Annotated in this window: 20 protein-coding genes; 12 read left to right on the forward strand and 8 right to left on the reverse strand. The window is 45.8% G+C overall.

The features are described from left to right. Positions 1–172: 172 nt before the first annotated feature. The 4 genes from H8S64_RS09030 to H8S64_RS09045 form a co-directional block, all read right to left on the reverse strand. Positions 173–949, reverse strand: a complete 777-nt coding sequence (locus H8S64_RS09030) for a 3'-5' exonuclease (protein ID WP_099293093.1) — start codon at positions 947–949, stop codon at positions 173–175. A gap of 116 nt (positions 950–1065) precedes the next feature. Further along, entirely contained in the window at positions 1066–2190 is a 1125-nt protein-coding gene (dnaN, locus tag H8S64_RS09035; RefSeq protein ID WP_099293095.1) for a DNA polymerase III subunit beta, read from the reverse strand. Between the two features lie 19 nt (positions 2191–2209). Continuing rightward, positions 2210–3601 (reverse strand): aminopeptidase P family protein, encoded by a 1392-nt coding sequence (locus tag H8S64_RS09040; RefSeq protein WP_186975796.1) that lies wholly within the window; start codon positions 3599–3601, stop codon positions 2210–2212. A 473-nt stretch (positions 3602–4074) separates the two neighbouring features. Then, on the reverse strand, positions 4075–4491 hold the full coding sequence (locus H8S64_RS09045; RefSeq protein ID WP_186975797.1) for a hypothetical protein: 417 nt from the start codon (positions 4489–4491) through the stop codon (positions 4075–4077). Between the two features lie 267 nt (positions 4492–4758). On the opposite strand from H8S64_RS09045, the gene mce reads away from it, so the two are divergent. From mce to H8S64_RS09085, 8 genes are all read left to right on the forward strand, one after another. Further along, on the forward strand, positions 4759–5163 hold the full coding sequence (gene mce, locus H8S64_RS09050; RefSeq protein ID WP_099294652.1) for a methylmalonyl-CoA epimerase: 405 nt from the start codon (positions 4759–4761) through the stop codon (positions 5161–5163). Positions 5164–5197: 34 nt separating this feature from the next. Then, a complete protein-coding gene (locus H8S64_RS09055; protein WP_099293101.1) occupies positions 5198–6757 on the forward strand; it encodes an acyl-CoA carboxylase subunit beta in 1560 nt (519 codons plus the stop codon). Between the two features lie 14 nt (positions 6758–6771). Next, positions 6772–7110 (forward strand): OadG family protein, encoded by a 339-nt coding sequence (locus tag H8S64_RS09060; RefSeq protein ID WP_186975798.1) that lies wholly within the window; start codon positions 6772–6774, stop codon positions 7108–7110. A 12-nt stretch (positions 7111–7122) separates the two neighbouring features. Further along, on the forward strand, positions 7123–7548 hold the full coding sequence (locus H8S64_RS09065) for an acyl-CoA carboxylase biotin carboxyl carrier protein subunit (RefSeq protein WP_099293105.1): 426 nt from the start codon (positions 7123–7125) through the stop codon (positions 7546–7548). A 21-nt stretch (positions 7549–7569) separates the two neighbouring features. Then, the gene (locus H8S64_RS09070; RefSeq protein ID WP_186975799.1) at positions 7570–8835 is read left to right on the forward strand and encodes a sodium ion-translocating decarboxylase subunit beta; all 1266 of its coding nucleotides are present in this window, start codon (positions 7570–7572) and stop codon (positions 8833–8835) included. Between the two features lie 130 nt (positions 8836–8965). Next, a complete protein-coding gene (locus H8S64_RS09075; protein WP_366482574.1) occupies positions 8966–9988 on the forward strand; it encodes a threonine aldolase family protein in 1023 nt (340 codons plus the stop codon). Next, complete coding sequence (gene mnmC2 / locus H8S64_RS09080; protein WP_366482566.1) at positions 9988–10650, forward strand: tRNA (5-methylaminomethyl-2-thiouridine)(34)-methyltransferase MnmC2; 663 nt, start codon at positions 9988–9990, stop codon at positions 10648–10650. Before H8S64_RS09075 ends, mnmC2 begins: the two co-directional genes overlap by 1 nt. Before the next feature lie 11 nt (positions 10651–10661). Further along, positions 10662–11450 (forward strand): TIGR02757 family protein, encoded by a 789-nt coding sequence (locus H8S64_RS09085; RefSeq protein WP_366482567.1) that lies wholly within the window; start codon positions 10662–10664, stop codon positions 11448–11450. Here H8S64_RS09085 and H8S64_RS09090 read toward each other — a convergent pair. The 4 genes from H8S64_RS09090 to H8S64_RS09105 form a co-directional block, all read right to left on the reverse strand. After that, on the reverse strand, positions 11440–12240 hold the full coding sequence (locus tag H8S64_RS09090; RefSeq protein WP_186975801.1) for a DUF4846 domain-containing protein: 801 nt from the start codon (positions 12238–12240) through the stop codon (positions 11440–11442). The genes H8S64_RS09085 and H8S64_RS09090 overlap by 11 nt on opposite strands. After that, positions 12241–12792 (reverse strand): DJ-1 family glyoxalase III, encoded by a 552-nt coding sequence (locus H8S64_RS09095; protein ID WP_186975802.1) that lies wholly within the window; start codon positions 12790–12792, stop codon positions 12241–12243. It abuts the gene before it with no gap. Between the two features lie 144 nt (positions 12793–12936). Further along, positions 12937–13797 carry a sigma-70 family RNA polymerase sigma factor gene (locus H8S64_RS09100; RefSeq protein WP_026207779.1) on the reverse strand — a complete coding sequence of 287 codons (861 nt, stop codon included), beginning with the start codon at positions 13795–13797 and terminating at the stop codon, positions 12937–12939. Between the two features lie 99 nt (positions 13798–13896). Further along, positions 13897–15366 carry a trypsin-like peptidase domain-containing protein gene (locus H8S64_RS09105; protein WP_227215556.1) on the reverse strand — a complete coding sequence of 490 codons (1470 nt, stop codon included), beginning with the start codon at positions 15364–15366 and terminating at the stop codon, positions 13897–13899. 308 nt (positions 15367–15674) lie between these two features. On the opposite strand from H8S64_RS09105, the gene H8S64_RS09110 reads away from it, so the two are divergent. The 4 genes from H8S64_RS09110 (at position 15675) to H8S64_RS09125 (ending at position 21839) form a co-directional block, all read left to right on the forward strand. Beyond that, positions 15675–18191 (forward strand): FtsK/SpoIIIE family DNA translocase, encoded by a 2517-nt coding sequence (locus H8S64_RS09110; protein WP_186975804.1) that lies wholly within the window; start codon positions 15675–15677, stop codon positions 18189–18191. A gap of 79 nt (positions 18192–18270) precedes the next feature. Then, positions 18271–19203 carry a CPBP family intramembrane glutamic endopeptidase gene (locus H8S64_RS09115; RefSeq protein WP_186975805.1) on the forward strand — a complete coding sequence of 311 codons (933 nt, stop codon included), beginning with the start codon at positions 18271–18273 and terminating at the stop codon, positions 19201–19203. A gap of 113 nt (positions 19204–19316) precedes the next feature. Next, the gene (locus H8S64_RS09120; protein WP_176555106.1) at positions 19317–20522 is read left to right on the forward strand and encodes a C1 family peptidase; all 1206 of its coding nucleotides are present in this window, start codon (positions 19317–19319) and stop codon (positions 20520–20522) included. Between the two features lie 120 nt (positions 20523–20642). Continuing rightward, positions 20643–21839 carry an FprA family A-type flavoprotein gene (locus tag H8S64_RS09125; RefSeq protein ID WP_186975806.1) on the forward strand — a complete coding sequence of 399 codons (1197 nt, stop codon included), beginning with the start codon at positions 20643–20645 and terminating at the stop codon, positions 21837–21839. Positions 21840–21866: the final 27 nt, after the last annotated feature.

The following is a 21866-nucleotide window of genomic DNA, read 5'->3' on the forward strand; positions in this document are numbered from 1 at the left end:
ACCCCACCTATTAATCACTTTACCTGACACATATACGGAAAAAAGCGGACAAGGTTCATCAAGCAACACGACTATTTCACGAGAACCGCAAATACAATAAAAATAGCCCTGCCCCAAAAAAAAGAAGACTATAAAAATAGCCTTCTTTTTTATACTAATAATTATATGGACATTACTTCACCAACCCCGCCGTCCTCAACCGAATCTCCGTCAGAATCTTTTTCGTGTACAACGGAAACTCCCCGTTCAGCATCCACGCGAAATAACCGGGTTGCTCTTTCAAGACTTGAACCACGGGTACGCCTTTATTTTTACCGAAATTAAAGACCTCTACCCCATCCTCGTTATACACGATAAACCCGGCAAAATCCGCCGTGTTATTCTGCGTCGAAAACTTACTCAAGAAAGCGATATCATTCTCCAACGTGTCCTGATACCGGTCCAACTGGGCTTTCAACACCTCGTAAGTAGCTGTCGTATCGGCGGCAGCCGTATGCGCGTCGTCCAAATTTTTATCGCAATAGAAACGGTATGCCGCACTCAACGTACGCTGTTCCATCTTGTGGAAAATTGTCTGCACGTCAACGAACTTGCGTTTCCGCATATCGAAATCCACGTCCACACGCAAGAACTCCTCCGCCAACAAAGGAATATCAAAACGATTTGAATTGTATCCACCCAAATCACACCCCTCGATAAAGCGAGCCAAATCCTTGGCAATCTCCTTAAATGTCGGGCAATCCTTCACGTCCTCGTCATATATCCCGTGAATAGCTGAAGCCTGTTCCGGAATGTGCATCCCCGGGTTCACGCGTACCGTCTTCTGCTCCTCTTTCCCGTTCGGCATCACTTTCAGAACAGAAATCTCCACGATCCTGTCCTTCGCGATATTAATACCCGTCGTTTCCAAATCAAAGAACACGATCGGGTTATTCAATTTTAATTCCAAGTTATCAATTTTTGATTTAAAATTTAAGATTTCAGATTATAAATCTCACCACAACGTCCAAAGCGCAAGCCCGCACAAGGGGAAATCTAAAATCTAAAATCTAAAATCTAAAATTATTAAACCATCATCGGCATCAACAACATCAACAAATCCTCGTTCTCGTTATCATTCTCGTAAGGCAAGAACAAACCGGGACGACTCGGATCGGACAATTCAAGTACCAAAGACTCCGTGTTCAAATTGGACAGGATTTCCTGCACGAAAGGAGATTTAAAGCCGATAGCCATCTCGTCGCCCTCGTACTGGCAAGTGATCGTCTCGTGTCCGGACATAGCGTAATCCACATCCTGCGCGGAAATCACGATCGTGTTGTTACTCAAATCCAACTTCACGAGATTGCTTGCCTGATTAGCCATCACGGATACCCGTCTCAACGAATTATACAACTCTTTCTTCTCGATAATAATCTTCTTCGGGTTATTCTGCGGGATCACGGAATTGTAGTTCGGGAAACGTCCCTCTACCAGCGTACAAACCATCTTGTAATTCCCGAACGTGAAGCAAGCCATCTTCTCGTTGAACTGCAATTGCAATTCACTCTCGTCCTTCGGCAAGATATTCTTCAACAGCAAAGACGGTTTCTTCGGCAATATCAAAGAGAATTGATCCCCGTCCGTCTTGGCGTCAAACCGTTTGTAACGTACCAGCTTGTGAGCGTCCGAAGCCACGAACGTGAAATTATCCGCGTTCATCTCGACCAGAATACAATTCATCACCGGACGCAGGTCATCATTAGCGGTGGCGAAAACCGTGCGGGTAATACCCTCCAGCAACATACCGCAATTGGTATTAATCGAGGTCACCCCCTCGCTCATGGCAGACTGCACCGGGTAATCCTCGGCACTCTCGCCCGGAACTGAAAATTCTCCTTTGTCCGAGATAATCTTCACCTCGTTCGTTCCGGTATTAATATCGAACGTCAAAGGTTGTTCGGGGAACTCTTTTAAGATATCCAGCAACAACTTGGCAGGAATAGTGATACTCCCCGGGGTTTCCAGATTCTCCAACTCCACCTTCGCCTCCATCGTGGTTTCCTTGTCGGAAGCCGTCGCGTAAAGCGTATCGTCTTTAGCGACCAATAAAATATTATCCAAAATCGGTTGCGCGGGCTTTCCACTAATCACCTTGCTCACCGCCTGCAACCTCGTCAAAAAACTACTACTTGATACTACAAATCTCATTATCTTACTTTTTTATCCATTACCCATTAATCGTGTTCTCAACTTCCTCTACCGTGATCGGGGCACGACGGTCACCCATGCATTTGCACCCGTCCTTCGTGATCAGAATATCATCCTCCAAACGGATACCGCCGAAATCTTTATACGTTTCGATCTTATCATACACGAGGAACTCTTGATGCAATCCCTGTTCTCTCCATTGGTCTATCAAAGCGGGAATAAAATAACACCCCGGCTCGTCCGTTACCACGAATCCCGGTTGCAACTCCCGTCCCATGCGCAAAGAAGAAGTACCGAACTGGTCAATCGGACGGGTTACATCATCGTACCCGACATAAATCTGTCCCAAATCTTCCATGTCATGAACATCCAATCCCATCATGTGTCCCAAACCGTGGGGCATAAACAAAGCGTGCGCCCCCGCGGCAACAGCGGCATTCACGTCACCCTTCATCAATCCCAAATCCTTCAAACCTTGAGCCAACACTTTACAAACTTCAAGATGCACGTGTTGGTAAGTTACTCCCGGACGGGCAATTTCCATCGCTTTGTTGTTACAAGCCAACACGATATTGTACACGTCCTTCTGCCGTTGGTCAAATCTGCCACCCACGGGAACCGTACGCGTAAAGTCCGAACAATAATTCATGTTGTTCTCCGCGCCGGCATCCGTCAGCATCATCCGTCCCACGGTCAACGTTTTACTATGATCGTGATTGTGCAACGTTTCGCCATTCTGGGAAAGAATCACGGGGAAAGAAACCATACTCCCGTACGAAGCGGCAATTCCCTCGATCAACCCGGCGATATACTGCTCTTTCTGTCCCGCCAAAGCGTGTTTCATGGCAGCGACGTGCATCTCGTAACCGATGTTACAGGCCAGATTTATCTGCTCTATCTCGCACTCTTCCTTCACGGAACGCAAAGACACGACAGCCTTGATCAATTCCAACGACGCGTAACTTTTCAATAGAGAATGATTGATGCCCAACAAATCCTCGAGCAACAACATATTATGATAGCGATAAGGCGGCAGGAAATGAATTTTACGACCTTTCCCGATCGCTTCCTTCAGCACATCAGCCAATTTAGCGAAAGGAGCCGATTGAGTGACGCCGACTCCGGCGGCCAGTTCCTTCACGCTCGGTTGCGGTCCCATCCAGATGATGTCGTCCATATCCACGTCATTCCCGAACAGACAGGTTTCCCCGGAATCCACGTCCATCAACCCGGCAAACCCCGGGTGATTCAAACCGAAGAAATAAAGGAAAGAACTATCCTGACGAAATTTATACGTGTTCGACGGATAATTTGCCGGCGCTTCCTCGTTGCCGAGTATTAACACTAAACCACCGCTCATCTTCTCGATAAGTCTCTTTCTTCTATTGATATACACGTTTTTATCAAACATATCTGTATTATTTAATTATTAATTTTTTCCTGCAAAAACGAGTTGACAAGGTAGAAATTTTTTTTCAATGTCACAACCTACTAATTTTAGATTTTAAATTTAAAATTTAATTACCCGTTCGGCAATCTTTTAAATCCCTGAATCTATTGATATTCTCATTTGTCGTAAACCGAGGGAGTATATCTTCAAGACTCGGTGTGTACACAAGGAATTACAATCCCGAATAATTATCGTGAATAAATACAACAGGTACTTTTCATACCACAAATTTCATACAATTCCAAATAAAACACCATCCATTTTTTATCGCGATAGAGTATAGATGGAAGTTTCATGGGAGTATAATAGAAGATTTACCCTATAAAGTATATTTAAAGAACCACTTATATGGGATATACCCTATAATCATGGGTAGTACATTGCACAATCAAGTATAAGACTTCGCCCCACGGGTAGCTGTATTTAAAATCAATTTAACGTGCCACTTTTTTATTCCTGAACAAAAATGCCCCGAACGGCAAACATATTCCGGCGATCAATACCTGATAAGCACCGTAAAGGACCCGTGTCTGTTGTGCCATCATATTTCCGGCAACAGTCATCTGGGCTCCTTCCTTGTTCAACCCGAGAGCAATCAATTGCCACATCACCGCGAAAGCGGCAAGCAAGGAAAATATCGAAGCCAAATATAACAATCCCCCGGTCATATCGTTTTTTTGCTTTCCGCGCAGCCCGAACAGGAATGCCAAAGCGAACATAATAAACGTGAACCAACCGGATGTCCGGTATCCCATAATCATACCCGAATTTCCCATCTCGTACCACGGTAAAAAAGTGGCGCTCATACCGATAATCGCGATAATAAAAACTACTAATTTTTGCTTGCTCATAACTTCAATATTTTAGATTTATCCCTAATATTCGTTCAAAAAACTACAAGTTTTACGCAATTCGACCACATAGGTTATCCCCTCTTTATTTAAAACAAATATAAACTCCTTTTTTTTGAAATTATTTATCGCTTTTACTTGAAAATCGCAATAACAATGAGTAGTTTCGCGCTTTAATTATTTAACAAGGAATATCCTTGCGGAAGTTGCGTCAATTATATGCTAAATGATTATAATATAATATATAACTTTAATGTTTTTTTTGTTATGAAACCGACACATATTGAACACATCGGCATCGCAGTTGCCAGCTTAGATGAAGCAATCCCGTATTATGAAAACGTTTTAGGATTGGAATGTTACGCTATCGAAGAAGTAAAAGATCAAAAAGTTAAAACCGCTTTCTTCAAGGTAGGACAAACTAAGATCGAATTACTCGAATCTACAGACCCAGAGGGTCCTATCGGTAAATTCGTGGAAAAAAACGGTGGTGGTATGCATCACATCGCGTTTGCAGTAGAAGATGTTCAAGCGGCATTAAATGACGCTCAAGCCGCCGGCTGTCAACTGATCGATAAAGCTCCGCGCGGGGGTGCTGAAGGATTGAGAATCGGATTCCTTCACCCGAAATCCACGTTCAGAGTATTGACTGAACTTTGCGGAACAAAATAATTTTAATGAACGGCCTCACATAAATCATGACAATATGACAAATCAAGATAAAGTCAAAGAATTAATCGACTTACGAGTTCAGGCAAAACTTGGAGGGGGTGAAAAGCGTATCGAATCCCAACACAAAAAAGGGAAATATACCGCGCGGGAAAGAATCGCCATGTTGCTGGATGAAGATAGTTTCGAGGAGTTTGACATGTTCGTAACACACCGTTGTTACAACTTCGGCATGGAGAAAACCAAATTCTTGGGCGACGGTGTCGTTACCGGACAAGGTACTATCGACGGACGCCTCGTGTTTGTGTTTGCCCAAGATTTCACGGTATTCGGCGGTGCCCTTTCCGAAATGTTGGCACAAAAAATCTGTAAGGTTATGGATAAAGCCATGACCGTGGGAGCCCCGATTATCGGGTTGAACGATTCCGGCGGAGCCCGTATTCAAGAGGGGGTAAACTCTTTGGCCGGGTATGCTGAAATTTTTGAACGCAATATTTTGGCCTCGGGAGTAATTCCCCAGATATCCGCCATTTTCGGTCCTTGCGCCGGAGGTGCGGTGTATTCTCCCGCGTTGACGGACTTCATCCTGATGACCGATCAATCGTCCTACATGTTCGTGACCGGACCTAAAGTAGTAAAAACCGTAACGGGAGAAGACATCAGTACGGAAGAACTGGGAGGTGCTGAAGTTCATTCTACCAAATCCGGTGTTTCTCACTTCTTGGCGGAGAACGAAGAAGAAGGGATCGCTACTATTCGCGATTTATTGTCTTATTTACCTTCCAACAACTTGGAAGAGGCTCCCATGGTGATATGCAATGATCCTATCGACCGTTTGGAAGACAAGCTGAACAGCTTGATACCGGACAACCCGAACCACCCGTACAACATGATGGAAGTTATCGAGGCTATCGTGGATAACGGCAAATTCCTTGAAGTACACAAACGTTATGCCCGCAATATTATTGTCGGTTTCTGCCGCATGGGAGGACGTTCTGTCGGGGTTATCGCCAATCAACCGAACTTCTATGCCGGGGTGCTTGATATAGAATCATCACGCAAGGCTGCACGTTTCGTGCGTTTCTGCGACTGTTTCAATATTCCTGTATTAACGTTGGTTGACGTGCCGGGATTCTTGCCCGGACGCGTGCAAGAGTATGGTGGAATCATCACTCACGGCGCGAAACTGATGTTCGCTTACGGGGAAGCTACCGTTCCTAAAGTAACCGTGACTTTGCGTAAATCTTACGGTGGGGCTCACGACGTGATGTCATGCAAGCAATTGCGAGGTGACTTCAACTACGCTTGGCCGACGGCACAAATCGCCGTTATGGGAGCCAAGGGTGCTATCGAGGTGTTGTACGGTAAGGAGTTGGCGGCTATCACTGACGCCGAAGAGAAAGCCAAATTCATCGCGACAAAAGAAGAAGAGTACAACACGGCGTTTGCCAACCCGTACAAGGCTGCTTCTTACGGGTATATTGATGATGTTATCGAGCCGCGTAACACTCGCTTCCGCGTGATTAGAGCCTTCCAGTCGTTGCAGACCAAACGTGTTACCAACCCGATGAAGAAACATTCTAATATACCTTTATAATTTAAGATATGACCATGTTAGCTATCAATTGGGGCTACGCGCTCCTCGTTACCGGGATAGGGATGGGTACCGTGTTTTTGTTGTTGATTATTTTGATTTGGATCATTAATTTACAAACAAAAATCACGGATCGTTTGGAAGACCAAGTGAAACCCCAACCCAGTGTTACGGCACCCGCGGTAACAACCGATGCTCATCCGACGCCACATGAACAGGCTGCCATTGCCATGGCTATGCACCTGTACTTTGACTCGCATGATGAAGAACCCCACGTCATCACGATACAGGAGGTAGAAAGACGCTATTCCCCGTGGAGTTCTAAAATTTATAGCATGAGAAATCTTACCAAGTAACAATTAAAGATTATGAACAAATTTAAAATCACTATAGACGAGAATAATTTCGATGTCACCGTGAGCGTAACAGATCATAACAAGGCTACTGTTGAGGTAAACGGGATTTCATATGATGTACTTTACGAGAGCAAGAACACAACGTCAACACCCGTTGCTCGTAAAGCTGCAGCCATCCCTGCCGCCACACTGGTACATCATTCATCCTCCAACACTTCATCTAACAAAACTTCAATCAAAGCCCCGCTTCCCGGTACGATTTCTGCCATTAACGTGAAAGTAGGCGACCGCGTGAAACGCGGTGATACTTTACTCGTGATGGAAGCGATGAAGATGGAAAACAACATCATGGCTAACAACGATGGACAGGTGAAGGCTATCCATGTGACTGTCGGACAGTCTGTTTCCCAAGAGGATTCGCTTGTTGATTTGGCTTAATTCATCGTAAACTTGTTAACAATGAAACAATTAAAGAAATATCTTTTAAGCATAGCGACATTACTCGGGTTATTCATTCTTCCGTTTAGCGCGAGCGCGGAAGAGATTGATATGGGAGAAAAGGTAATGAAGTTTATAAATGACACGGGATTCGCTCATTTCGCGAACGGGAACTGGTTATGTATCATAATGATACTAGTGTCATGCGTACTATTTTACCTAGCAATCGTGAAAAAATTCGAGCCCTTGTTATTATTACCTATAGCTTTCGGTATGTTGTTGACCAACCTACCCGGAGCCGGATTATATCACCCGGAACTATTCGGTGGTGGGCATGTACATTGGGCAGATTTCGCGGATGCTAATAATGTCGGGCTATTGGACTACATCTATTTGGGTGTTAAATTGGGTATATATCCTTGTATTATTTTTATCGGTGTAGGTGCCATGACCGATTTCGGACCGCTGTTAGCAAACCCGAAGAGTTTTCTTCTAGGGGCAGCTGCACAGATCGGTATCTTTGCTACTTTCCTTGGAGCTTTGGCGTTAGGATTCACTTACGCAGAAGCAGGTTCCATCGGGATTATCGGAGGTGCTGACGGACCGACGGCAATTTACCTGACCTCGAAACTGGCACCGGGATTGCTTGGTCCTATCGCAGTTGCGGCCTACTCGTACATGGCGCTGGTACCCGTGATTCAACCGCCCATCATGAGAGCGTTAACAACCCAAAAGGAACGGGAAATCGTGATGCAACAATTGCGTAAAGTTTCCAAGAAAGAGAAAATCGTGTTCCCTATCGTGGTAACTATCTTCGTGTCCTTGTTATTGCCATCGGCAGCCCCGCTAATCGGTTGTTTAATGTTGGGTAACCTGATGCGTGAAAGCGGTGTCGTGGATCGATTGAGTAAAACCGTTCAAAACGAGTTAATGAATATCACTACCATATTCCTCGGTATTTCCGTGGGAGCGACTACTACCGCGGCGGCATTCTTGAATTTCCAGACGTTGGCAATTCTGGTAATCGGTATTTTGGCGTTCAGCATGGGTAGTGCCGGTGGTGTATTACTGGCAAAATTCATGAACTTGTTTACCAAAAACAAGATTAACCCGTTGATCGGTTCTGCCGGAGTTTCTGCCGTTCCGATGGCTGCCCGCGTGTCACAAAACGTGGGACAAGAAGCCAACCCCGGCAACTTCCTGCTGATGCATGCCATGGGACCAAACGTGGCGGGAGTTATCGGTTCTGCCGTTGCCGCCGGTATCCTGTTATCGTTCTTGGGATAAGACAATCAATATTCAAAATAACAGAGGCTATCTCAAATAAAAATGAGATAGCCTCATTTTATTTCCCGATAATATAAATAATCACTATTTTTGTCCAAACAATTATAAATAAATTAGTTCAATTATGGGTATTAGAGGTTTCGGTAGCGACAACTTTTCAGGTGTACTACCGGAGGTTTTCAAAGCACTGGAAGAATCCGCATACGGGCACGCTCACTCCTATGGAGAAGACTCTTACACGGAAAAGGCTGTTGCCGACTTCAAAGAGATATTCGGGGAAGACATCGATGTATATTTCGTGTACAACGGTACCGGGGCAAACATCTTGAGCCTGTCCGCCTTCACGAATTCATACAACGCCATCATCTGTGCCGAAACAGCACATATCAACGTGGACGAATGCGGAGCTATCGAAAAACAAACAGGAAGCAAATTACTGACCGTGCCCACGTTCGACGGGAAATTGAATGTCGGGTTAATCCAGAACCACATGCACCACTTCGGTGACCAACATCACGTGCAACCCAAAGTGATTTCACTCACGCAATGCACGGAATTAGGAACCGTTTATTCACGTGACGAATTAAAAGAGATATGTGACTTCGCTCACGCCCACGACATGTACGTCCACATGGACGGGGCACGCGTGGCAAATGCCATCGCTCACTTGGGATGTTCCCCGGCAAGCATAACGAAAGAAGTCGGTATCGACGTCATGAGTTTCGGGGGCACGAAAAACGGGATGATGTTCGGGGAAGCAGTAATCTTCTTTAACACGAGAATATCGAAAGAGGTGAAGTATATCCGCAAGCAATTGATGCAACTGCATTCCAAAACGAGATTCATCGCCGCACAATTTTCTGCCGTGCTGAAAAATGACCTTTGGTTGAAAGCCGCTGCCCACTCCAATGCCATGGCCAAGAACCTCGCAAACGCAGCGGAACAAATACCTTCCGTGACTCTCACTCAAAAAGTGGAAGCCAACGAAGTATTTGCCATTATCCCAAGAGATAAAATCCAAAAACTGCAAGATGAATGTTTCTTCTACGTTTGGGATGAAGATGCCGCCGAAGTGAGATGGGTATGCTCGTTCGACACGACGGAAAACGATATCGTCGAATTTGCCAACCTATTACGTCAGGAATTGTGCTGATGATGCACCGCGAGATTATCACAACGGAAGACGGGAGTACCACGTTACACGTACCGGAACTGAATGAACACTACCATTCCGTCCACGGCGCGATACAAGAATCCCGCCATATCTTTATCCAAGCCGGAATCGAGTATTACGGGCAAAACAGCATCCACATTCTTGAAGCAGGGTTCGGTACCGGGTTAAATGCTTTTTTAACCCTGCTGAACGCGAAGGATAACCAACGGAATGTCGTGTTCCACAGCTTCGAGAAATACCCGCTAACCAAAGAAGAACTGGCTAATTTGAACTACACGACTTTTTCCCCCGCGGAAGATGCATCCTTATTCAAACAGATACATAGCTCGCCTTGGGAAAAAGAAGTTGAAATCACCCCTTACTTCACGTTGCATAAACACGAGGCCGACTTTTCAGATGTCTGTTTCACCGAACAATTCGATATCGTATTTTTTGATGCTTTCGCGCCGGATGTCCAACCTCATTTGTGGAGCGCGGATATCCTGTCCAAATTCTATCAAGCTCTTAAACCTAACGGGATTCTAGTGACATATTGCGTGAAAGGAATCGTTAAACAAGCCTTACGGGAAGTCGGGTTCAGCTTGAAACGTCTTCCGGGACCACCGGGAAAAAGGGAGATGCTGAGAGCCGGGAAATTTTAGATTTACGATTGATGATTATGTTTTCCAAGGAATTAAAACAGTTACTGGACGAAAAATACGTGGAATACAACAAGTCGGAATTTTTTATCGAGACTGACCCGATCCAGATTCCCAAATGCTTTGAAGAGAAAGAAGATATTGAAATAGCGGGCTTCCTTGCCGCCTCTCTCGCGTGGGGACAACGCCCCACGATTATCAAGAAATGCAAGGAACTCATGCAACTCATGGACTACGCCCCGTACGATTTCGTGATGCACGCCGACGCCGCTGATTACGAACGATTCCGTAACTTCAAACATCGCACGTTCAACAGCTATGATTGTGTCTATTTTCTTCAATCTCTTGCCAACATCTATCGTAACCGCGGGGGACTGGAGAACGTCTTCACGGAAGCCTACCGGAAACACGGGGATATGTTCGACGTTTTGCGGGAATGGCATACCGTCTTTACCTCTCTCCCCGCCGAACCACGTGTACTACGCCATATTGCCAACGTGGACAAAGGTTCCGCCGCCAAAAGAGTAAACATGTTCCTGCGCTGGATGGTTCGTCGCGATGGGGAAGTCGACTTCGGGTTATGGAAAAACATTCCCACCTCTGCCCTACTCATCCCGCTGGATCTCCATACCGGCAACGTCAGTCGTCAACTCGGTCTGCTCACCCGCAACCAGAACGACCGCAAAGCCGTGGAAGAACTTACCGCCCGCCTTCGGGAACTGGACCCGATAGACCCGATACGCTATGATTTTTCCTTATTCGGATTGGGGGCTTTTGAAAAATATAATCACATTATTCCTTAAATCGTTTCAAATCGGAAGACGTGAATCCCCACTCGGGAGTGATGATATTCCCCGTGGATTTCAAAGAATACCAAGGTGAGATTTTGGGTTCTCTCGGGTTCTTCAATACCTGTATATCCTGTGCCGGCATATAACTCTGTGCCAACAGATACAGCTTTTCCCCGGTAGAAGGGTTTTCCGCCATATCCACCACAACCACGGCATGACCGGGCGAACCGCCTTGAATAAGAACATCCCCGATCCGCATGGAAGAAACCGGTACGGGCTGCAATTCCTTGGAAAGAGATAATGTTCCGGCATAAGCAAACACGATATCCAGATAAGCCCGGAAAGTCTTGCAAGAATAATCCTTTTCTTTCGCCTTGTACCACGAAACCTGATTTCCTTTCACGCTTATCCGATATCCTTCCGCCCACTTGGCATAGTCCGCACGGAAACCGTTCGTGAAATTGAAATGTATCTTATCATACGCTTTTTGCTTGTAAAGATATTCTGCCCGCAAACGAATCACGGCATCCGCGCATTGCTGCAAATCCCGCTTGCCGATCTCCATATCGACCACGGCACAATATACCCCCGTGTCCCGTTTTTCCCGCCCATCAAAATAACGGACCTTGGTTCCACGAGGACGCAAAGGAAGATTCCTCAGATAAGCCCCGAAAGAATCTTCCCCCGCGTTTATTCTAGTATACCCCGAAGGTGGTGCGATCCGGGTTCCAAGTGTTGTTCCCTGTCCCACCCCTTGCAGGGCAAATAAACAGCATATCCCGAAAAGTATAAAATACTTCATCTAGTCAAGTAACATTCCGGCAGCCACATCCTCCGCGACTTTCTTCGAAGTCAATTGTTCAAGGATTGCCAAACCGAATTTAAAGGTATACGCCGGACCTCTGCCTGTAATCAGGTTTCCGTCCACAACCACTCCATGAGGTTGTATATCCGCCTCCGGCAAATACTCCTCGAATCCCGGGTAACAAGTCACCTGCCGTTTCCTGTCCATTTTGATCTTACTCAACACCAAAGCCGGAGCGGCACAGATTGCAGCCACGTATCCCCCTTTATCAAAATGCTTTTGTATCAATTGCACTAAAGCCGGACAGTCACCCAGATTCTTCGCACCCGGCATCCCTCCCGGACAAATCAAAAATTCAGCCTCTTCCTCCTTCACCTCATCTATCAAAAGATCGGCAAATACAGGAACTCCATGCGCTCCCGTTACTTCTTTCTTCCCGGAAATCGAAACCGTCTTTACCTCTACCGTCCCCCGACGCAATACATCTACCGTTCCAAGTGCTTCCACTTCCTCAAATCCATCTGCCAAAAATAAAAATGATTTCTTCATAATTCTTCTAGTTTTAATTGATTCTCCAAAGTTAAGAAAAAAATTACAGAATGTCTATGAGAATGAAAAAAGCCATCCGGATTTTACTTCCCGAATGGCTTCTTTATGCTTTTATAAACTTGTCTAAAAAAGGATACCTTTCTTTTATCCCAGATAAGTCTTCAGCAATTTACTTCTTGACGAATGTCTCAAGCGGCGGATAGCCTTTTCTTTAATCTGGCGAACACGTTCGCGGGTTAAACCGAACTTCTCGCCGATTTCCTCCAAGGTCATCTCTTGGCAGTTGATACCGAAGAAAAGACGAATGATATCGCGTTCACGTTCAGTCAATGTTGCTAAAGCACGTTCCACTTCAGTGGATAGAGATTCGTTGATCAACGTTTTGTCGGCAACAGGCGAGTCGTCGTTTACCAGCACGTCAAGCAAACTGTTGTCCTCTCCTTCCACGAAAGGAGCGTCCACGGAAATATGGCGTCCGGAAACACGTAGGGTATCTGCCACCTTCTCTGCCGGCAAATCCAATGTCTCCGCCAACTCTTCCGGCGACGGACGGCGTTCATGTTCCTGCTCGAAGCGGGAAAATGCCTTGTTGATCTTGTTCAGTGAGCCTACTTGGTTCAACGGCAGACGTACAATACGCGATTGTTCCGCTAACGCTTGCAAAATAGACTGACGAATCCACCATACGGCATAGGAGATAAATTTAAATCCCCTCGTCTCATCAAATTTCTCAGCTGCTTTGATTAAACCTAAGTTCCCCTCGTTGATAAGGTCAGGCAAACTCAACCCTTGATTCTGGTACTGTTTTGCAACGGAAACCACGAACCTCAAGTTCGCCCTCGTCAATTTCTCCAACGCTCTCTGATCACCCTTGCGGATTCGTTGAGCTAACTCAACTTCTTCCTCCACGGTAATCAAATCCTCCTTACCAATCTCCTGCAAGTACTTGTCGAGAGAAGCACTCTCTCTGTTCGTTATAGATTTCGTTATCTTTAGCTGTCTCATAGTCGTTCTTAAATTCTCCCCCAAATATGTCGCAAAGGTAGAACAATTTATCCATATACCAATATGTTAAAATCGACACCTTTCTATTATTAACTTTTTTTAATCTTGTGGCGGTAAAGCATAGTACTCGATGCGTCCTCTCGGCGAAACAGTTGTCACAAGAACACCCTCGTTTTCGGCCGTTTTAAGTGCCCGTACCAAGTCATCCTTATCATAAATAACCGTGTTATTAATTTTCAGGATAATATACCCTTTATCCAGCCCGATCGCTTTAAACGGACCGTTCTTGATATCGGTAATCTGCACGCCGCCGTTCAAACCGTAACGGTAACGCGTTTCACGGCTCAGCGGTTCGACAGTTGCACCCAAAATACCCGTGTAGTTCTTATCCACGAGAGATACATCGCCATACGTGTTCTGCAATACCACGTCAAGGTCCTTCAACTTGCCTCCCCGACTCACGGTAACTTTCACCGTGGCTCCCGGGTGGTATTTAGCCAACTGTCCCTGAAATTCCGGACGAGTCTTCACCTCGATACCATTAATAGCCTTAATCACGTCACCTTTCTTCATCCCGGCTTTGGCGGCTGCCCCGTCAGGGATTGCCTCGAAAACGTAAATACCGCTCGTTTCCTCTATTCCCAGCTTCTTCGCCACAGAAGGTGACAATTCCTCGTTCGGCATTGAAATTCCCAGCATAGCCCGTTGTACCGTACCGAAATCTTTCAAGTCACCCACTATCTTTCTCGCTATATTCGAGGGCACCGCGAAAGCGTACCCGGAATAGGAACCCGTGGGCGATTCTATCGCCGTATTGATACCGATCAGTTCCCCCTTGGCGTTCACCAACGCTCCCCCGCTATTACCCGGGTTCACGGCGGCATCCGTCTGCAAGAATGACTCGAGGCTCATCCGGTTTCGGTTGATACCCAATTCTCTCGCCTTGGCACTGATAATACCCGCCGTAACGGTTGAAGTCAGATTATACGGGTTACCTACCGCCAGCACCCATTCGCCCAACTCTACGTCGTCCGAATTGGCGTACTCGAGGTAAGGCAATCCGGTTGCCTCGACTTTCAACAAAGCGATATCCGTGTTCGGATCGGTACCGACAACCTGTGCCTCATACTCCTTTTTATCATTCAAGGTCACTACAATCTTATCGCTATTATCAATCACGTGATTGTTCGTGATAATATACCCGTCTGCAGAAACGATTACACCCGAACCTATACCCATTCTCTGGGGAGCCTCGCGTGTACGCGGTGCATTCCCGTATATAAAATCCCAGAAAGGATTACCTATATATTCTCGTCCCATTTGTACCGTTTTGACATGAACAACAGCCGGGACTGTCTTTTTGGCAGCCTCCCTCAGATCGACGCTACCGGCACCTCCCGCGGGAAGCGCGGCTTCGGAAGTCAACGCCACGGGGCGCACTGCCGCCGGAGAAGCAATCTCCATTCGCGGAACCGTATTTTCACTCTCTCCACGGAAGGCATCTATCGCCACGAAAGCGAGACAACCGCCAATGACTCCCAAGCCTAAATTCGCTAATGATTTCTTCATGGTCATATCTTTATCTCCTTTATTCATTAAACGTAAATACTATTCAATTTGTTTGGATACTACAATATTAGCAATATCCTTGCCAACTCTATATTAAGAAATTCTTAATTAAGATACCTTAACCTTGTTTCGCCCGCGGCGAGTTGCAAGTTACAGGTTCACAAGTTGCAAGTTATCCTCATCTGTCCGATTTGTCGATTCTTTTATCATTTCAATCTAAAATCTAAAATTTAAAATCTAAAATCTAAAATCTAAAATCTAAAATAGATACATTTGTACCTGCGATATTCGATTAATTTCTATTCAAAATGATAACACGTATAAACAGTAAAAAGAACGAAAAGACGCGCGGTTCGCTTTCCCTTGGTTTCCTCAGAGATCCCCGGACCCGTGTAGTTGTAGGGTTGATATTCATGTTATTTTCCGTCTATCTTTTCGTGTCACTCGCGGGCTTTTTCTTCACGGGCGGCATGGATCAAAGCCTGATAGACAAAGAAACGCGGGAACTCGTCACGAATCCCGATATTGTCGTGGGGAATCCCGGCAGGAAGCTGGGAGCTTATCTCTCCGACTTGCTCGTGAACCGCTGGTTCGGCGTGTCTTCATTTATATTCTGCTACCTGCTGTTTATCATCGGTCTGGGCATCATGGGACGTCCGTTGAAAAGCCTCGGGAAGAAAATCATCCTTAGCTTCGTGCTTGTCATCTGGATCTCTTTATTACTAGGATATATCTTCAATTTCGTTCCATCCGGTTATGTCTTCCCCGGCGGGGCGCACGGTTATTTCGTGTGTTTCTGGTTAAATTCGTTTATCGGTGAAATCGGGACTCTTTTCCTTTTACTGGTATCGTTTGCCGTTATCCTGTTCTTCGGGTTTGAAAATGCTTTTAATAAATGCGTGACAATGGTCAAGGCTTATTTCGCCCGCAAGGCACAACGCAAAGAAGAGAGAAGGATGGCCAGAGAGGCCGCAGCAGCCCAACGGGAAATGAAAACGGAACAGCCGGAAAACGAAACCGAGGACACAAACTTGTCTCCGGAAAATGAAATCATCACGGAAGCCCCGACAGAAGACGAGTTCTATTCCTATGTCACGGAAAAAGAGTCCATCGAAGAGGACGACACGGAAGAAATCACCTCTCTTGTAACCGTCAACAATCAAGTGGAATTACCGTTGAACGACGAAGACCGCGAGGACATCAGGCAAGACACGGAAACGATTACCCCACCGGCGACCGACGATATCGAATTAACCGTCATGGCGGACAAACTGGAAGAGCAATTGACCAAAAACCTGATGCCGGACACGGAATACGATCCGACATTGGATTTATCCAATTACCAGTACCCGCCACTGGATTTGCTGGAAGAATATGCCTCCAATGCCTCCAAGGTAACCGCCGAGGAACTGGAAGAAAACAAGAACACCATTGTCGAAACCTTACGGCAATATAAAATAGAAATCACTAAAATCAAGGCAACGATCGGTCCCACGGTCACTCTCTACGAGATTGTACCCGCCCCCGGTATCAAGATCTCCAAAATCAAAAACCTTGAAGATGACATCGCCTTAAGTTTGGCGGCATTAGGTATCCGCATTATCGCCCCGATCCCCGGGGCGGGAACAATCGGCATCGAGGTTCCCAACCAAAAGCCGGAAATCGTTTCCATGCGAGGTGTTATCGCTTCCAAGAAGTTCCAAGAATCCAAATACGCCCTTCCCGTCGCCTTAGGCCGTACCATCTCGAACGAGCCTTACACTTTCGACTTGGCTAAAATGCCCCACCTTTTGGTTGCCGGGGCAACGGGACAAGGTAAGTCCGTCGGCTTGAACGCGATTATCACCTCGTTATTGTACAAAAAACACCCGTCACAATTGAAGTTTGTCATGGTAGACCCGAAAAAAGTAGAATTAAGTATCTACTCGGTCATCGAGAAACATTTTCTTGCCAAACTCCCGGATGCGGAAGAAGCTATCATCACGGACAACGACAAGGTGGTCGCCACGCTCAACTCTTTGTGTATCGAGATGGACAGCCGTTACGACTTGTTGAAACTGGCTCACGTGAGAAATATCAAGGAATACAACGAGAAGTTCGTGAAACGGCAACTGAACCCGAACAACGGACACCGCTATCTACCTTATATCGTGGTCGTGGTCGACGAGTTTGCCGACTTGATCATGACCGCCGGAAAAGAGGTGGAACAACCGATTGCCCGTATAGCACAATTAGCCCGTGCCGTGGGAATACACATGATTATCGCTACGCAACGTCCCTCGACAAATATCATCACGGGTGTGATCAAGGCAAACTTCCCCGCGCGTGTAGCCTTTAAGGTTGCCTCCATGATAGACTCGCGCACGATTCTCGACTCACCAGGAGCGAACCAACTTATCGGTCGGGGAGATATGTTGATCTCCAAGGATAGCGAGATGGTACGCGTGCAATGTGCTTTTGTCGACACGCCGGAAGTGGATGCAGTCACGAAATTTATCGCCGACCAACAGGGATACCCGGAAGCCTACATGCTTCCCGAGTACGTTTCCGACACGGAGAACGGTATCAACAGTGACGTAGATCTAGGCATGAAAGACCCCTTGTTCGAGGAAGCTGCCCGTCTGGTTGTGAACACACAGCAAGGCTCGACTTCATCCATACAGCGTCGTTTCTCGATCGGCTACAACCGTGCCGGACGAATTATCGACCAACTGGAAGCCGCCGGAATCGTGGGTCCCTTCGAAGGCAGCAAAGCCCGTCAAGTACTGATTCCCGACGAGTACAGTCTGGAACATATACTTAAAACCGTCCAAGAACAATTTTAAAAATTTAGAATGAATACTATCTTGCTTCGGGAATCATACAATTTAAAATCTAAAATTTAAAATCCAAAATTAACACGTTATGTTTTTAGAGAAAGCGTACAGAGGAAACAACAAATGGTATTTTTACCTGCTCACGTTGATTATCGTTTTCGCGGCAGTGCAATTGGCATCCTTACCGCTCGCGTTGTATTACATTCTCAAAGACCCGCAAGCGGCCTTATCGGGAAATGCCAATAACCTGTTAGCCATCACGAACACGAACCTCGGGTTAGCTCTCATGCTGTTTACTTTCACGGCGGGAGTTATCGCTCTACTTCTTTGCGTAAAGTGGCTTCATCACAAACAACCCTTGGATATTCTCACGGGACGCAACCGCTTTGATATAAAACGTACTCTTTTCGGCGCCTTGATTTGGGGGATACTGTCATTCGTGTTACTGGGTGCGCAATACGGTTTCGGTGATACCTCCAACTTGGTTTTCCAATTCGAACCGTTCAATTTCTTCATGATGTGCATCGTAATCCTGATATTCATACCCTTTCAAGTCGCCTTTGAAGAATTTATCTTCCGGGGATACCTCATGCAAGGCAGCGTGCTACTTTTCAAATACAGGTGGGTAGCCTTACTGATCACGGGTTGCATATTCGGACTGCTTCATGCCAGCAATCCCGAGGTGGAACGTTTCGGGTTCTGGATTGCCATGCCGCAATATATCCTCATGGGACTGATTCTGGGATTCGTGGCCATCATGGACGACGGTCTTGAACTCGCCTTGGGATTACATTTATCAAACAATGTCATTTCATCCATCGTCGTAACGCACGAATCTTCCGCCCTGCAAACTCACGCCCTGTTCCGGGATATCAACCCGCAAGCCTCGCACATGGATACCCTCGTGATGCTTGCGTGCGGAATCATTTTCATTTGGGTATGTAACCGGAAATATAAATTCCTCTCGAAAATCAACCTGTGGGGAAAAGTGGAGCAACCGGATGAATCTTTCAACTCTTAAAATTTTCTTAATACTCGAGAGGGATTGATTACATTGCCAATAAAATAGTATCTTTGGCAGCGTTCAAAAAATAGAAATAATTAATTAATCAAATAAATCGAAGCTTCAACAAAATGAGAAAAATTACATCATTCATGTTTGTTTTCGTCTTTGCATTATCTTTCTTGGGTAACGCGCAAAACACGAAACAAGACCAACCGAAAGGATATCAATTCACGGATATCAAAAGATTACCGACAACTTCAGTAAAAGATCAAGCTCGTGCAGGTACTTGCTGGTCATGGTCAGGAATTTCTTTCTTCGAGTCTGAAATGATTCGCATGGGTAAAGAGCCTATCGATCTTTCTGCCATGTACATCGTAAGACACGCGTATAGCGACAAGGCCGACAAATTCGTTCGCTTGCATGGTAACATGAACTTTGCCGTGGGTGGAGCTTTTTGCGACGTGATGCACGTGATCAAAAATTACGGTATCGTTCCGATGGACGTGTACATGGGATTGAATTACGGCGAACCGAATCACGCTTTCGGTGAAATCGACGACGTTCTTGCCGGATATATCAATGCCGTGATCAAAAATTCAAACAAAAAATTGAGTACCGCGTGGAAAAACGGATATGAAGGTATTTTGGACGCGTATCTCGGTCCGGAACCTGAAAAATTCGAATACAAAGGAAAAGAATATACCCCGAGAACCTTCGCTGACGAGGTAGTAGGTTTGAACATGGACGACTACGTGAGCTTGACTTCATTCACTCACCACCCGTTCTATACCCAATTCGCTATCGAAGTACCCGACAACTGGTTGTGGGGATTGTCATACAACTTGCCGTTGGATGAACTAATCAAAGTTATGGACAACGCTATCGATAACGGGTACACTTTCGCGTGGGCTTCCGACGTGAGCGAGAAAGGATTCCAAACCGTTAACCCGGGAGTTGCCGTAGTACCGACCAACGACACGAAAGAGATGAGCGGTGCCGAGATTGCCAAATGGGAAGCTATGCCTAAAGGACAACAAACGGCAGACGCATTCAAACAAGGACCTGCCCCGGAAAAAGAAATCACCCAAGAATTAAGACAAAAAGAGTTTGACAACTATCTGACGACGGATGACCACGGTATGCACGTGATCGGTAAGGCAAAAGATCAAAACGGTACAGTTTACTTTATCGTAAAGAACTCTTGGAACAAGTACAATAAATTCGGGGGATATTTCTACGCTTCTTATCCCTTCATGAAATACAAAACGATGAACATCATCGTGCATAAAAACTCTATTCCGAAGGATATTAAAAAGAAACTTGGAATCAAATAAATCCTTTCTATCACACGGTAGAGAAAACCTATAAAAAAAAGGCTGTCATCCCTAGTGATTGACAGCCTTTTTTCATATTTTCGCGAAAATCAAAGTAAATCACATAAATTAAAATATACTATGAATTTAGCAAGAGAGATCAAGAAAGACATTTATTGGATTGGAGTCAATGACCGTAGAACTCATATTTTCGAGAATTATTGGCCGCTTCCCAAAGGTGTCGCTTACAACTCCTATATTATCGTGGATGAAAAAGTGGTTGTTATCGACACGATCGAAAGAAGCAAAATGGACGATTACGTCGAGAATATCGAGAAACTCCTTAACGGGCGGAAAGTGGATTATCTGGTGATAAACCACATGGAACCGGACCACACGGGAGCTATCAAAGCCCTGTTATGCTGCTACCCGGACGTGAAAATCATCGGCAACGCGAAAACGTTCCCCATGCTGAAAAACTTCTACGGCGTACACGAGAATCTTATAGAGGTAAAAGAAGGTGACTCTCTTGATTTGGGCAAACATAAATTGAACTTCTACATGGCGCCCATGCTCCACTGGCCGGAAACAATGGTAACTTTCGAATCCACGGAAGGCATCTTGTTCAGTGGCGATATTTTCGGGGCATTCGGGACTCTTGACGGCGGTATCTTTGACGATGAACTGGATTTGGATTACCTTGAAGAAGAAATTAGCCGTTATTACTCCAACATCGTTGGTAAATACGGTCAACCCGCGCAGACAGCCTTAAAGAAACTGGGCGGACTTCCTATCAACATGGTTTGTGCCACCCACGGTCCCATCCGCCGTTCGCATATTGCAGAAATTGTAGCCAAATACGACAAGTGGAGCAAATACGAAACAGACAAAGGTGTTGTTATCGTCTTCAGTTCCATGTACGGGAATACCGAAAAGATGGCGGATGTCATCGCCCGTTTCCTTGCGGAGAGAGGTATCAAGAAAATCCGTATCCATGACGCTTCCAAAACACACCCGTCATATATTATCAACGATATTTTCCGTTATCGCGGGGTAATCTTCGGAAGCTGCGCGTATAACGGCAACGCTTTCCCGACAATGGAAACCCTTTTGACGGAACTCGAACACATGGGCGTGAAAAACCATGTAACGGCATTCTTCGCCGGAAAAGCATGGGCAGGCGGTGCAATGCCCCGTTTCAACCAGTTTGCCGAAAAGATCAAATGGGAAGTAGTCGCTCCCGCTTGTGAAGCATGCGGCTCCCCGAAAGACGATGATCTCGAAACTTGCCGCAATATCGCTTACGCGATGGCTGACAAGTTGGACGAGCTTTATTAAAAGACGAGTAGCCCATGAGCTACTCCT

This window comes from Butyricimonas hominis (genome assembly GCF_014287455.1).
Lineage (GTDB): Bacteria > Bacteroidota > Bacteroidia > Bacteroidales > Marinifilaceae > Butyricimonas > Butyricimonas muris.